The 14296-nt window shown below is 66.7% G+C and carries 9 protein-coding genes; 3 read left to right on the top strand and 6 right to left on the bottom strand.

What is annotated here, in order from left to right; genetic code table 11:
- The first annotated feature begins 19 nt into the window (after positions 1-19).
- The 3 genes from E6C72_RS24905 to E6C72_RS24915 all read left to right on the top strand — a co-directional run bounded on the left by E6C72_RS24905 (position 20) and on the right by E6C72_RS24915 (position 2493).
- Positions 20-1120 (top strand): type II asparaginase, encoded by a 1101-nt coding sequence (locus E6C72_RS24905; protein WP_282183298.1) that lies wholly within the window; start codon positions 20-22, stop codon positions 1118-1120.
- 347 nt (positions 1121-1467) lie between these two features.
- A complete protein-coding gene (locus E6C72_RS24910) occupies positions 1468-2037 on the top strand; it encodes a DUF6655 family protein (RefSeq protein ID WP_109087099.1) in 570 nt (189 codons plus the stop codon).
- A gap of 18 nt (positions 2038-2055) precedes the next feature.
- On the top strand, positions 2056-2493 hold the full coding sequence (locus tag E6C72_RS24915) for an EamA family transporter (protein WP_109087098.1): 438 nt from the start codon (positions 2056-2058) through the stop codon (positions 2491-2493).
- Between the two features lie 219 nt (positions 2494-2712).
- Here E6C72_RS24915 and E6C72_RS24920 read toward each other — a convergent pair whose 3' ends face one another.
- The 6 genes from E6C72_RS24920 to E6C72_RS24945 all read right to left on the bottom strand — a co-directional run bounded on the left by E6C72_RS24920 (position 2713) and on the right by E6C72_RS24945 (position 14228).
- Positions 2713-3081 carry a hypothetical protein gene (locus E6C72_RS24920; protein ID WP_109087097.1) on the bottom strand — a complete coding sequence of 123 codons (369 nt, stop codon included), beginning with the start codon at positions 3079-3081 and terminating at the stop codon, positions 2713-2715.
- Between the two features lie 871 nt (positions 3082-3952).
- Entirely contained in the window at positions 3953-5542 is a 1590-nt protein-coding gene (locus tag E6C72_RS24925; RefSeq protein WP_247875850.1) for a methyl-accepting chemotaxis protein, read from the bottom strand.
- Positions 5543-5956: 414 nt separating this feature from the next.
- Positions 5957-6598 (bottom strand): response regulator transcription factor, encoded by a 642-nt coding sequence (locus E6C72_RS24930; RefSeq protein WP_109087096.1) that lies wholly within the window; start codon positions 6596-6598, stop codon positions 5957-5959.
- Entirely contained in the window at positions 6598-8142 is a 1545-nt protein-coding gene (locus E6C72_RS24935; protein WP_109087095.1) for a response regulator, read from the bottom strand. The genes E6C72_RS24930 and E6C72_RS24935 overlap by 1 nt, the downstream gene beginning before the upstream one ends.
- Positions 8139-13184: an AAA family ATPase gene (locus tag E6C72_RS24940; RefSeq protein ID WP_109087094.1), complete on the bottom strand. Its 5046-nt coding sequence runs from the start codon at positions 13182-13184 to the stop codon at positions 8139-8141. The genes E6C72_RS24935 and E6C72_RS24940 overlap by 4 nt, the downstream gene beginning before the upstream one ends.
- Positions 13185-13271: 87 nt before the next feature.
- The gene (locus E6C72_RS24945; RefSeq protein WP_109087093.1) at positions 13272-14228 is read right to left on the bottom strand and encodes a helix-turn-helix transcriptional regulator; all 957 of its coding nucleotides are present in this window, start codon (positions 14226-14228) and stop codon (positions 13272-13274) included.
- Positions 14229-14296: the final 68 nt, after the last annotated feature.

Genomic DNA, 14296 nt, shown 5'->3' on the forward strand with positions numbered 1-14296 from the left:
GCACTGGGAGTGGAACGCCGTGCTCAAGACCGCCACCAAATCCATGGCCCGCACCGTGGCCGCCGCCGGGCTCACCGCCCTGCTGATGACCGGAAGTGCCGCTTTCGTCCCCGCCTTCGCCGATGACGGCCTGCCCAACGTCACCATCCTGGCGACCGGCGGCACCATCGCCGGCACCGGCGCCACCAGCACCACCACCGTCGGCTACACCGCCGCCAAGGTCGGCGTGGAGAAGCTGATCGAAGCGGTGCCGGAACTGAAGAAGGTCGCCAACGTCAAGGGCGAGCAGGTCTTCCAGATCGCCAGCGAGAACATGACCAACGACCATTGGCTGAAGCTGGCCAAGCGGGTCAACGAACTGCTCGCGCAGAAGGACGTCGACGGCATCGTCATCACCCACGGCACCGACACCATCGAGGAAACCGCCTATTTCCTCAACCTGACGGTCAAGAGCACCAAGCCGGTGGTGATCGTCGGCGCCATGCGCCCGTCCACCGCCATCAGCGCCGACGGCCCGGTCAACCTCTACAACGCGGTCACGCTGGCGGGCTCCAAGGACGCCGTCGGCAAGGGCGTGCTGGTCTCGCTCAACGACCAGATCAACGCCGGCCGTGACGTGACCAAGACCAACACCTCGACCGCCGACACCTTCCGCACGCCGGAACTGGGCTTCCTCGGCTACATGCAGGACAACAAGGCGCATTTCTACCGGCAGGTCGTGCGCAAGCACACGGCGGAGGCGGAGTTCGACATCTCCAAGCTCGACAGCCTGCCGCAGGTCGACATCGTCTATGGCTATGCCAACAACAACCGCACGGCGCTCGACGCCCTGGTGAAAGCGGGGGCCAAGGGCATCATCCATGCCGGCGTCGGCGACGGCAGCCTGTCCAACGCGATGAAGCCCGGCCTGGTCGACGCCCGCAAGCAGGGCGTCATCATCGTCCGCTCGTCCCGCGTCGGCAACGGCATCGTCGCGCGCAACGGCGAGGCAAACGACGACGAGCTGGATTTCGTCGCCAGTGACACCCTCAACCCGCAGAAGGCCCGCATCCTGCTGATGCTGGCGCTGACCAAGACGACCGACACCAAGGCCATTCAGAAGATGTTCTACACCTACTGATCCGGTACCGGAGGGGGGCGCCCACGATTCCCGGCCGTCCCCTCCCCTTCCGCTCGGAGTCCGACCTCGACATTTGCGCCGTTGACCGAAGACCGTCACTCGGTCTGGATAGGCCGCCTCAGACGATATTCCGTGCCCTGGCACAGGCCATGGCCTGAATATCGATTGCGGAGACCGGGAAAGCGACAATGTTCGTCAGGCGGATTTTTGAGCATTACATGCCGCGACTGGCGGCCTGCGGAACGGGACGGCGGTGCCACAGCGCAGCCGTCCCGCTTTTATTGGTCACGGTCCGAGTTGGACTGGCCGGAGTTGGGCTGGCAGGAGTTGGGCTGGCAGGAGTTGGATTGGCCGGCTGCTCCACCTCGCACGTCACCACCCCGGCCCGTTCGGCCACGGAACAGCTGCTGATTTCCACCGCGGCCGATCAGGCGGCGGAGCGTCTGGCCGGCCGGTTGGCGGTGGAGGGCAGCGTCTATGTCGATGCCGCCGGGGTCGAGGGCTACGACACCAAATACGCCGTCTCGTCCGTCCGCGACGCCCTGCTGCGCCATGGCGCCGCCATGGCGGAAAGCCGCGACAAGGCGGCGACCGTCGTGGAATTGCGGGTCGGCGCCCTGTCGGTTGACAACGAAAGCTCGCTGCTCGGCATTCCCAGCATCGACATTCCGCTGCCGGTCAGCGGCACCTCCTCCACGCCGGAGATCCCGCTGTTCAAGAAGGAACTGACGCAGGGCGTCGCCAAGATCGCCGCCACCGCCTACGATAAGACCTCCGGCAGGCTGGTATCGTCCAGCGGGCCGCAATATGGCTTTTCCAATCGGGCGGAATGGGTGCTTCTGCTGATGCTGAGCTGGGATACCAACGACCTGCTGCCGCCGGATAGCCGGCCCGATCCGAAGCCGTGGGACGGCTGAACCGGAGGAACCAAGCGAATGAGCGATGGCCTGTTTCCGACCTGGATGCTGTGGGCGCTGTTGTCGGCCGGATTCGCGGCGCTGACCGCGATCTTCGCCAAGGTCGGCGTCGAAGGTGTGGGTTCCGATATCGCGACGCTGATCCGCACCGTGGTCATCCTCATGATGCTGATCGGCATCGTCGTCGCCTCGGGCCAGTCGTTGTCGCCATCGGCGGTGTCGGGTCGGACATGGCTGTTCCTCATCCTGTCCGGCCTCGCCACCGGGGCGTCGTGGCTGTGCTATTTCCGCGCGCTGAAGCTCGGTCCGGCCTCGCAGGTGGCGCCGGTCGACAAGCTCAGCGTCGTGCTGGTCGCGCTGTTCGGCGTCCTGTTCCTGGGCGAGAATCTGTCGGCACCGAACTGGCTCGGCGTCATGCTGATCGCCGCCGGGGTCATCCTGCTGGCCTTCAAGTGAAGATCGGGTGGATGCTCGCCGAGGCCGCAGGCAATAAAGGGGCAAGGTCACCGTTTGCCAGATCGGCGTCTTCGCCCCCCCGAACCGATTGACATAGGGGGCGGCCCATGAAGGTCGTGCCGGGAGCCTCCGCTTCAATCTTGGCGTATCGCATAAACAGGACTTAGCCGCTTCAACTCGAATGGACTGGATGTGGCGGAGTGGATTGCGCGCCCAATGCTACTTGGCCAGCGTCAGGATGATCCATGGCACCATGAACGCACCGAGGATGAAGCTGATCAGCGGATGCTCCCGCGTGAAATTGGCACGGTACCAGAGTGTCGCGATGAATCCGCTGACAAGTAAAGCCGGTATTTCCGCGTTGTGAACTGCGTATCTCACCTGCAGAGTCGTGGAGATCACCGCCCCGACAGATGCCATGATCATCGCCCAAGCCGGCACATGCAGAATAAACCAAAGCCCTCGGCCACGCGCGGTGCTGGCAATCAACCGTCGGGCGGCGTCTTCGCCCTGGGCCCTGGATCTTTCCTCCAAATGGTCGTTCAGCTTCTGACCAGCTCGCTCCAAGTCCTTGAGGCTATAGCCCATCGCCCATACCTCGCATAATGCGCAACCATCAAAGGCAGGATGCCTTGCCGTTCCACACCCTGCCTTCGACCACTCCGGTCAGCCATTCAGCACCAGCTGGACGGCAACTCTATCTTCTTGTGTGCTGAGAAGGACCAGCTCTGAAATATGCGCATACAGTATTTGCGTATACATCAATATTATGCCGTCCATATCCGTAATAACGGCTTCCGCCTCCCTCGGCGCGATACGAACAATTCTCGCATCTTTCATAGGAGGAATTTGCGTAGGCAACACCAAATCTTTCCATTCTTTGCTCCCTCTTTTCGGAGGTTGCCACATCCCAAAAATCGCCGAACAATCCCATAATCACTCTCCTTTTTAAGATTCCAGAGAGATCAGGAGCATTTTTAAAACGCAGAAATAGAGCATATAAAAAATTATAGGTAGCGCATTTTCCGAGAAAATACAAGTTTTTTGAGATGTTTGCAGGGCCATTTCTCATAGAATGCGTGGGTGCAGATTGTGACCAAGCCGCAACCATACGGATCAATGAGATTTCACATTGATCTTGAGAAAGGATCTCCTGTGGAGTGTGGCCTTGCGCGGATTCCGATAGAGGGAAATCCCTCCAACCCTTTCTCAGAGAATAAAAAAATAACCCAACAGGTTCCCCCTCGTCACGCCGCGGCCAGACGACATCGGTGCCGGAACGGCCATCACTTCATGGGATGTGCGCTGCTGCCATAATAGAAAGCACTGATTTGGCAGGCATGCACGTCTCCCACTCGTCATCCCCGCTAAGGCGAGGATGACGACCGAGAAAGGCTCAGGACACGATCCGACGCGGAGCGCTTCAAACGTCAGGCTTCTCTCTTGAACCTACGAATGCTCAGGCCGCCCGCACATGGCGGAGGAACTCTTCCGCCTGATCGCGCAGGGACAGCGCCTGCCGGCCCAGGTCGGCGGCGGCGGCGCGGACCTCCGACGCCATCACCCCGGTTTCGTGGGCTGAATGCGAGACCTCTTCGATGTTGTGGGTGACTTCGGTCGTGCGGTCGGCGGCGCGCTGCACCGACTGCGCGATGTCGGCGGTGGTGGCGCTCTGGTGGTCGGCGGAGACGGCGATGCGGCCGACAAGCTCGCTGACCGACATCACCATGCGGCCGATCCCCTCGATCGCCTCCACCGCATGGCCGGTCACCGCCTGGATTTCCGCCACCTGCCGGGCGATGTCGTCGGTGGCGCGGGCGGTCTGGTTGGCCAGCGTCTTCACCTCGCCGGCGACGACGGCGAAGCCCTTGCCCGCCTCCCCCGCCCTGGCGGCTTCGATGGTGGCGTTCAGCGCCAGCAGGTTGGTCTGGGCGGCGATGTCCTGGATCAGGGTCACCACCTCGCCGATCTTACCGGCGGCGGAGGCCAGCCCGTCCATGGTGTGGTTGGTCCGGGTCACCTCCTCCACCGCGCTGCGGACCATGCGGGCGGACTCCTCCACCTGCCGGCCGACCTCGCCGATCGAGCTGCTCAGTTCCTCCGCGGCACCGGCGACGGTGCGGACGTCGTCGCTCGCCTCGCCGGCGGCGTTGCTGACGGTGTGGGCGCGGACGCTGCCGGTCTCGGCGATGTCGTGCAGCCGCTGGGCGTTCGCCTGCAACTGCGTGGTGGTGGCGCTCAGCACCCCGACGACACCCAGCAGCGATCCCTCGAAGGACTGCGCCACCTCCTCCATCGCCGCTCGGCGTTCCTGCAGCGAGCGGGCGCGCTCGGCCGCCTGGGCCTCGTGCAGCCGGTCGACCTCCAGCGCATTGTCCTTGAAGACACCGAGCGCCTTCGCCATGCCGCCGATCTCGTCCTTGCGGCCCAACGCCGGAATGGCAACCGACAGGGTGCCGCGCGCCAGCTCCTCCATCGCGGTGCGGATGCCGGACAGCGGCCGGAACATCTGCCGCGCCAGCAGCAGGCAGCAGGCCGCGACCAGCAGGGTCACCACCGCGCTGATCGACGCGATCGTCGCCTGGGTGTCGCGGATCGCCGCGAAGAACTCCGCTTTCGGAATGCCGACGTAGAGAATGCCGACGACGCGGCCGTCCGGCGCCTTGATCGGATCATAGGCGGTGTAGAATGGCGTGCCGAGAATGTCGGCCTGCCCGCGATAGGGCACGCCGCGGCCCAGCACCGCGTCATAGACCGGCCCCTTCGCCAGGGTCGTGCCGACCGCGCGGCTGCCGTCCGGCTTCAGCACATTGGTGGCGACGCGGCGGTCGCCCATGAACAGGGTCGCGGTGCCGCCGACCAGCCGCTTGACCCGGTCCACAGGCTCGAAAAAGTCGTTCAGGACGCGGTCGCCGGCGAACAGCGTCCCGTCGCGCGCATCGAAGGCCTGTCCATACTGGTTCAGCACGTCCCAGGCGACGCGCATGTTGGTCTCCTGCCGCTCCATCGCCATGCGCTCCGCATAGCCGGTGAGCAGAAGTTCATTCACACCGAATGTAGAAAAGGCAAGCAATAGAAGCCCGCCAATACAAAGAGCTACAGTCTTTCCCGCAAGGGACAAAGCCTTCATCGTCATACCCAACCCCATTTGATCCTGCCTTCGGCGCCTTATTGTTTTTTTGCGGCACCTGCCCTTTAGGGCAACCATCTCAGTCAGGAAAAGCGGGATAAGAGTTAAGGAAAGGTTAGACAAATCTCCTGATTCGTCTTTGGGTATTTGCCTCAGTCATACGGATTGATCCAAAGGCAACGATCGACTCGAAAGCTTTATTCAATGCCCTTGATGGGACTTTATCTTCCTTGCCGGGATGAACAGTCCATGGGGAGGATTCCGTCATCCAGCACTGCGTTGACAGGCAGCGGCAGCAGATCTATGCGAAAAGCCATATGACGTCAATTCCGGTCAGAATCGGCCGGCCGCGGTCAGGCTGTCGACAATGCGCACCAGTTCCACGACGGAGCGGGCTTCCATCTTGCGCATGGCCTGTCCGCGGTGCAGCTTCACCGTCGCCTCGCTGAGGCCGAGGTCGTCGGCGATCTGCTTGTTGCGCAGGCCGGACACCACCATCATCGTGATCTCGCGTTCGCGCGCGGTCAGCGTCTCGAAGCGGGCGCGCTGGATGGTCAGCCCGCGTTCCTGGCTGCGGCGTTCGCCATGCGCGGCGATGGCGGCGTGGATGGCATCGAGCAGTTCCTGGTGATGGACCGGCTTGGTCAGGAACTCGAAAGCCCCCGCCTTCATGGCACGCACCGACATCTGCACGTCGGCATGGCCGCTGATGAAGATCACCGGCAGGCTGTTGCCGGAACGCGCCAGCTCGGCCTGGAAATCCAGGCCGCTGCGTCCGGGCAGCCGCACGTCCAGCACCATGCAGCCGATGTCGATGGCCGGCCGCTCGTCGATATACTGCTGCACCGAGCCGTAGCTCCTCACCAGCAGCCCGACGGACTCGAGCAGTCCCTCCAGCGCTTCACGGACGGCTTCATCGTCGTCGATGACGACGACGGTCTCGGCCACCACCGCAGCTTCGGCCTTCCTCGTCATCACTTCCCTCCGGGCGCAACAGGCAGCACGACCTCGAACATGCTTCCGCCGGCAGCGGCGGGCATCACGGTCAGCCGCCCGCCATGCAGTTCGACGATCGACCGGCTGATCGACAGGCCCATGCCCAGCCCGTCCGGCTTGGTGGTATAGAATGCCCTGAAGATGGCGTCGACATCGGTCTCGGCAATCCCAGGCCCGCTGTCCTCCACAACGATGCGCATGGTGTCCCCGTCGCGGGCGGTGGCGATGCGCAGCCTGCGCTCCGGCAGGCCGCCGGTGGTGGAGGGCGCCGACATCGCCTCCACCGCGTTCATCACCAGATTGAGGACGAGCTGCTGCAACTGCACCCGGTCGCCATGGACCCAGGGCGGTTCGGCACGCAGGTCGGTCTCCACGGTGACGCGGGCGTGGCGCAGCTCCGCCCGAACCAGCTCCAGCGTGTCGGCGATCAGCGCGCTGACATCGACCCAGCCGGGATCGACCGGGGTCCGGCGCGCCAGTGCGCGGATGCTGCGCACCACGTCGCCAGCCCGCTGGGCGTCGCGCACGATCCGCTCCACCACCATGCGGGTCTTGTCGAGGTCGGGCTGCGGCTGCGACAGGTGCTGGAGGCAGGTGCCGGCGTTGGTGACGATCGCCATCAGCGGCTGGTTCACCTCATGCGCGACCGCCGCGGCCAATTCGCCCATCATGGTCAGCCGGCCGATATGGGCGAGGTCGGCCTGGGCCGTCCGCAGCGCCTCGGCGATCCGGCGGCGCTGGGTCAGGTCGCGGAACACCAGGATCGAGCCGACCGGTTCGCCGCGATCGTCGATGATGGCGGAACAGCGCTCCTCGACGACGATTCCGGCGCCCCCCCCGGCCTGACCGGCAGCGTCATCCCCGCCGCGCGGCAGCAGCCGGGACTGCCGTTCGGGCGGAGCGAAATCGCCGCTGCGCAGGACGACGGCGGAGAAATCCTCCAGCGGTTGCTGCGTTTCCTCGTCCACCACGACGAAGACGGCGGACAGCGGCTGCCCGGCGGCCTCCGCGGCGGTCCAGCCGGTCATCGTCTCCGCCGCCCGGTTCATGAAATCGACCCGGCCGTCGCGGTTGCACAGGATGACGCCGTCGCGGATGCTGGCCAGCGTGGCGGCATAGCGCCGCTCGCTGAGGCGCAGCCGGGTGTCGCTGGCATGCTTGTACAACGCCATCTGGATCACCGTGCGCATCTGCGGCTCTTCGAAGGGCTTCAGCAGATAGCCGAAGGGCTCCGTCAGGCTGGCGCGGTGCACCACCTCGTCATTGGCATAGGCGGTCAGGAAGATGATGGGGATGCGGTGGGCGTCGCGGATCCGGCGTGCCGCCTCGATCCCGTCCATCTCCCCCTCCAGACGGATGTCCATCAGCACGAGATCGGGCTGCTGGCTGCACGCCTGCCGGACGGCATCCTCCCCGCTGGCCGACATGCCGACCACCACATGGCCCATACGGGAAAGTTGATGCTGAATATCGCGCGCAACGATGCGGTCGTCCTCGACGATCAGGATGCGTGCCGCGATCATTGACTTCCCCGATTGCGCCCCTTCAAAGGAAAGGTGACGATGAATTCCGCGCCTGTGTTGAACCTGTACTTCAGAGTTCCGTGCAACTGACTGCTCAGATCGGATACAAGCTGAAAACCTACGGTATCCATCCTATCGGGATTGTATCCGTCGGGCAAGCCCACGCCATCGTCCCGGACGGATAGGCGGCAATCCTGCCCATCGGTGGCGAGGGCGACCCGCAGCTCCCCGCCCCGCGCGCCCGGAAAAGCGTGCTTCAATGCGTTGGAGACCAGTTCATTGACGATCAGCCCGCAGGGCACCGCGCGATCGAGGTCCAGCTTCAGGTCGTCCATCTCGGTTTCCAGCCGCACCGCCCCGGCATGGCGGGAATAGGCCCGCAGCAGATGGGCGCAGACCGATTCCAGATGCTCGCGCATCGGTACCCAAGCGAAATTGCCCAGGCGGTACAGGCTTTCATGGACCAGCGCCATCGACCGCACGCGATCGCGGCTGTCGGCGAACAGGGCGGCCACCGCCTCGTCCTCGATCCGGCGGGACTGGAGGTTCAACAGGCTGGTGACGAGTTGCAGGTTGTTCTTCACCCGGTGGTGAATCTCCTTCAGCAGCGCGTCCTTCTCTTCAAGCGTCGCCGTCTCCAGCGAGGCCGCCGCCTGGGCGCCGAGCAGGGTCAGCACATTGACCCGCTGGGGCGTGAAGGCGTAGGTCGCCAGCGCGTTCTCCAGATGCAGCAACCCGACGACGCGGCGGCGGCGGACCAGCGGCAGGCAGAGGATGGAGCGTGCCTCCGTCTCCTGGAAATAGGGATCGGCGGACAGCGGGCCGGCGGCGCGGGTGTCGTCGACGATCACCGCCTCCTGGTCGCGGATGGCGCCATGGATGATGGAATGGGGCAACGGGAAGCGGTCGGCATCCTCCTGCACCAGACGGACCGACACGCCATAGAGGCCGGTGGTCGCCTCCGCCTCCACCCGCAGGCGCTCGCCGCGGGCAAGGATCAGCAGACCACGGCTGGCGCCGGCATGTTCCAGGACCAGGGTCAGCAGGGTGGTGGTCAACTGCTCCACGCTCGCCTGGTCGGACACGGTGCGCAGCGTCTCCAGCAGGGACGCCAGATCGACCCCGTCGAAGCCGCGCGGCGCCTCAGGCATCACAGCCTCGCCCGACTCAACCGCCAGCGACGGGTAACGGCGGGCCAGCTGCCGGACCTTGGCCGTCGCCCCCCAGGCACCATAGCGGTCGGCCGCATCGCGGATACAGGCAAGCTCCAGCGTCGGGATGCCCATGCGGCGGTAGAGGCCGGCGGCGCATTCATGGGCCAGCGCCTCCACATGCGGCAGTGCGGTGCGGCGGGCTGCCAGCACGGCGCGGTCATAGCCGCGCATCGCGTCCTCGGTCCGCCCCTGGGTGCGTGCCGCCTCCGCCTCGGCCAGGGCGACGCGGGCGTCGAAGCTGTCGGGGCTGTGTCCGGCCCACTCGCGCAGCTGCCCGAGATGGCGGGAGAGCGCCACGCTGTGGCGGGCACGCTCTTCGGGCTCCGCCCCATCCATCGCACCCGCCCTGGCGAGTGCGCCGTGGAAATGGAACTCCGCCATCTCCCAATGGCCGGAGGTCGTCCACAGCAACCCCTCGGCCCGCTCGGCCGCCTCGACCGCCGCCGCCATCTGCCCGGCGATGCAGCGGAGCTGGAGGGTGCGGATCCAGTGCCAGCAGGTGGCAATGTCCAGGCTCGGATTCGCCAGCAGCCGCGCCTCGAAGGCGGCATTGCTGAAACCGTGGCCGTCGAAGGATGCGAGATCGTCGGTCCGCCCGCGCAGGGCGTGCAGCAGTTGCAGCTGAGTCGTCAGGATGTCGGCGCACAGCCCGAACTTTACCTGCCGCACATAGGCCAGCCGCGCCTCAGCCGTGCGCTGCACCGTCGCCAGCGGATCGCCCGACGCCAGCATGCTGGTGATCAGGGTGACGCTGGTGAAGCCGCCATAGGTGACGTCGCCCGCCTCCCGCGCCTCCTCGAAGGCGCGCAGCAGCAGGGGACGTTCGCTGCGGATGTCACGGGTCCAGGGCACGACATGATAGGCGAAGGTCATCAGCACCCGCGCCCGGTAGCGGGTCCGCCCCTGCCGCTCCGCCAGATCGTAGCCGAGCCGGCCGAACGCGTAGCCGGCGGCGTAATCGCCGAAATAGGGACCGGCCATCATGCCGAGATAGGCGAACCCGAGCGCGGAGGCGTCGCTGCGGCCATGCCGGAGCGTCAGGTTCGCCATCCGGCAGAGGATCAGGCAGACGAGGTTGCGGTCGCTGAAGAAGGCCGGCGGCAGTGCCGCGGCCAGCACGTCCAGCGTCGCCCGGCTGTCCGGGTCGCTCACGGCGGACAGCGCCGCCAGCGAGGCGATCGGCCGGTCGCCGATGGCCGCGCGCAGCCGCGCATATTCCTCCTGCGCAAGATCCGCCGGTGGATGGGCGGGCCAGTCGATGCCGGCGCCGCGCAGATAGGCGAGGCAGGCGTCGATTGCGCGGTCGCTGCGGTCGATGGCGGTGTAGACGGTGACAAGCAGGGCGGTGATGGCGGCGCGGTCGGCCGGGCATTCGGCCCGCCCGACCAGCCCCTGGAGCCGCAGCTCCGCCCGCTTCAGGTCACCGCTGAGGAAGTCGCATTCGGCCAGGAGATGCTCCAGCGCGAAGGCCAGCCGGTGCCGCCGCTCCCACCGGCCGCCCTCCAGCAGGCGCAGGCCGGCCAACGCATAGGCAAGCGCCGAGCCATGGGCGCTCGCCGCCTTGGCCTGATGGCCGGCGGCAAGGTGGAGCGTCGCCACCTCCTCGCGCTCGCGGCCCTCCTGGATCAACGACAGACAGCGGTCATACTGGCCGACCAGCGCGAACAGCCGCTCGCCCGACAAATCGGCTTTGAGCCCGCGGTGCAGGGCACGGGCGATGTCGAGATGCAGCCTGCCGCGCCCCTCCGCCGGAACCAGGGCATAGGCCCCCTCCTGCACCCGGTCATGCAGAAAACGGTAGCCGTCGCTGCTGCGCAGGAGCAGCCCTTCGGCGAGCACCGGCTCCAGGTCGCGCTCCGTCTCCGCCTCGCTCAGGCCGGCGGCCAGCGCCAGGGAGGCGAGAGGGGCACTGGCGCCCAAGGCGGCGAGACGGGCCAGCAGGTCGCGGGCCCGCGCCGGAAAGCGGCCCAGCCGTTCGGTCATCAGCGTGGCGATGCTGGCTCCCGACCGCGCCGCCTCGACCGCCGCCAGATCCCAGTCCCAGCGCCGCGCCTCGCGGTCGAACCACAGCCGGCCGGACCGTTCCAGCGCGGTCAGAAGCTGCACGGCGAAGAAGGCGTTGCCGCCGGTCCGCTCCTCCAGCAGGGCGGCCAGGGCCGCCACCTCGTCCGGTTCGCGGTCCAGGCTGTCGGCGACCATCCGGCGCAGATCGCCGGACGGCAACGGCCCCAGCGTGATCTCCCGGCAATCGATGTCCGCACCTGACGGTTCGGAAGCCGAGCCCCTGATCCGCTCCAGCAAGGAGGTCAGCGGATGGTCCGGCCCCACCTCGTCGCTGCGGTAGGCGCCAACCAGCAGCAGATGGCCGATGCCGCCGTCGGCGACCAGCCGGTTCAGCAGGTCCAGCGTCGCCCGGTCCAGCCATTGCAGATCATCGAGAAACAGCACCAGCGGATGGTCGGCGCGGGCGAAGATCTGAAGCACGCGGCGGAACAGGAGATCGAAACGGTTCTGCGCCTCCTGCGGTGGCAACGGCGGGACCGCCGGCTGTTCGCCGATCAGCAGGACGAGGTTGGGGATCAGCGCGGTCATCAGCGCGCCGGCGTCGCCCACCGCCTCCGCAAGACCGCGGCACCACTGGTCGCGGTGGGGAACCGGCAGGGCCAGGATACGGCTGAGCAGCCCGCGGAAGGCCTCCGCCAGACTGGCATAAGGCAGATCGCGCCGGCCCTGGTCGAACTTGCCGGCGGCGAACAGGCCGCGCGGCGGCACCAGCTGCTCCTCCAGCGCATGGACGACCGCCGACTTCCCCACGCCCGACCGGCCGGAAATCAGCACGATGCCCATCCGGCCGCGGCCGGCGACCTCATCGAAGGCAGCCTGGAGCACCGCGACCGGCTCCTCCCGGCCATAAAGCGAAGGGGGCGCCTCCAACCCCTCCGGCAGGTCGCGCAGGCCCGGCGGAAAGGCAGGGATGCCGCCTTGCACGTCCCAAAGCTGAAGGGCATGGGAGAGATCGCGGACAAGGCCGTTCGCGCTCTGGTAACGCTCCTCCGCCGTCTTGGCGAGCAGGCGCAACAGGATGGCGGAGATTGCCGGCGGCAGGTCGGGAGCATGGCTGGTCGGCGGGATCGGCGCGCGGGCGAGATGGCTATGGACCCATTCGACCGCATCGCGGGCGGCGAAGGGAAGTTCCCCCGTGAACAGTTCGTACAGCGTGACGCCCAGAGCGTAGAGGTCGCTGCGCCGGTCGACCGGACGGTTCATCCGCCCGGACTGTTCCGGTGCCATGTAGGGCAGCAGCGCCGCCGGGCGTTCCACCTCCTGCCGCTGGAGGGCCGAGAGGTCGGCGGCACGGCCGAAGCCGGTCAGCCGCACCGTTCCATCCTCGCCGACCATCAGGTTGAAGGGCCGCAGGTCGCCGTGCAGAATTCCGCGGCGGTGCAGCTGCGCCACCGCTCCGGCGATGCGGATCGCCAGGACAAGCCGCTGACGGAAGGCCCCGACAAATGCCGAGGAGGCGGAGACCGCCAGCGCCGACAGCGGCTGTCCACCCGGATCGGCAAGGGTCAGCACCGGCACGGAGCCATGGCGCAGCAGGTCGAGCGGCTTCACCGCCCAGACGGGGTCGAGCCGGCGGGACAGCTCATGCTCCCGCCGCAACCGGGCGAGCACCGCATCGGCAGGCACGCCCGCCTCCGCCATGCGCGCCAGGATGGGAAAGGGCTGACCCGGCCGCGTCACCCGCAAAAGCCGGGTTTCCCCGTCGCCGCCAAGCGCATCGGTGCCGGAGCCCGTCTCGGTCAGATGGTCTAGACTGGACTCCATGAAACGGCCTTTCCCCCACGCAACGCCGACAGGATAGCGACATTCCGCCGCAGATGGGGAGATTGCCGCGATGCGCCCCGAGCGGGATCAGGCACAGGGACGTTCGGCCGGTGCGCCGCGGGAGGCGCCGGCCGGCGGGACGGCATCCACCCCCACAGCGCGCCGCCGCCAGCTGCGCGGCGAAATGCCGACCAGACGGCTGAAGGTGCGGGTGAAATGGCTCTGATCGGCGAAGCCGCAGGCCAGCGCCACGTCGGCAAGCGTCTGCGACCCGTCGCGCATCAGCGTCTTGGCATGGTCGATGCGCCGATGCAGCAGCCACTGGTAAGGCGTGGTGTTGGCGGTTCGTCGAAAGGCGCGGACGAAATGCCCAACCGACAGGCGGCATTCGGCGGCAAGGTCGGCCAGCCGGATTTCGCCGTCGAGATTGGCGGCGATCAGCTCCTTTACCCGTCTTTCCTGCCAGGGCGCCAGCGTGCCCCCGCTCCTGGCGGTGTTCACCCGGCCATAGGCGGTCACGACATGGGTCGCCAGCGCCGAACAGAGGTGATCGACATAGAGCAGGCTGATCCGCTCCGGACAGTCCAGCGTCGGCAGGATGGCCAACGACAGCGCCCGCACCGTCGGGTCGTCGACCGGGCTGCTGGGCGTGATGGACAGATCCTCCAGCCGGCCGCCGAGGGCATCGGGACAGGCGCTTTCCAGCGCAGTCCACGGCAGATGGAAGGTCAGCGTGTCGAACGCCGTGTGCATGTCGCAGTCGATCTTGCGGCGGTAGTCGTGGATCGAGGTCAGCCCGGCGACGTTGGCGGGCTTCTCCACCAGCCGGCCGTCGACCCAGACGTCGGACCGGAAATTCGACAGATGGTGACTGACCAGAAAGGCATCCTCCGGCACCGGGCTGAAATGGCCGACCCCGCCCGCCGTGCAGCGGACCCGAGCCACCCCCACCGTGCTGCTGCCAGAGCCGATCACGAGCACCTCAGGCTCCTCCGGCGTCGGGACATAGTGCATCCGCAGATTGGTCTGGTGGACCAAGGCCATGGGGCGTCTCCGTTGGCTTGCTGGCGGGGCCTCCCATGGAGGGAAGACGCCGCCCGACTTGCCCACAC

It is taken from the genome of Azospirillum sp. TSH100 (genome assembly GCF_004923295.1).
GTDB lineage: Bacteria > Pseudomonadota > Alphaproteobacteria > Azospirillales > Azospirillaceae > Azospirillum.

Coding starts and splice junctions, on each gene's coding strand:
- E6C72_RS24915 (WP_109087098.1), top strand. CDS start 2,056: ATGAGCGATGGCCTGTTTCCGACCTGGATGCTGTGGGCGCTGTTGTCG.
- E6C72_RS24920 (WP_109087097.1), bottom strand. CDS start 3,081: ATGGGCTATAGCCTCAAGGACTTGGAGCGAGCTGGTCAGAAGCTGAAC.
- E6C72_RS24930 (WP_109087096.1), bottom strand. CDS start 6,598: ATGACGAGGAAGGCCGAAGCTGCGGTGGTGGCCGAGACCGTCGTCGTC.
- E6C72_RS24935 (WP_109087095.1), bottom strand. CDS start 8,142: ATGATCGCGGCACGCATCCTGATCGTCGAGGACGACCGCATCGTTGCG.
- E6C72_RS24940 (WP_109087094.1), bottom strand. CDS start 13,184: ATGGAGTCCAGTCTAGACCATCTGACCGAGACGGGCTCCGGCACCGAT.
- E6C72_RS24945 (WP_109087093.1), bottom strand. CDS start 14,228: ATGGCCTTGGTCCACCAGACCAATCTGCGGATGCACTATGTCCCGACG.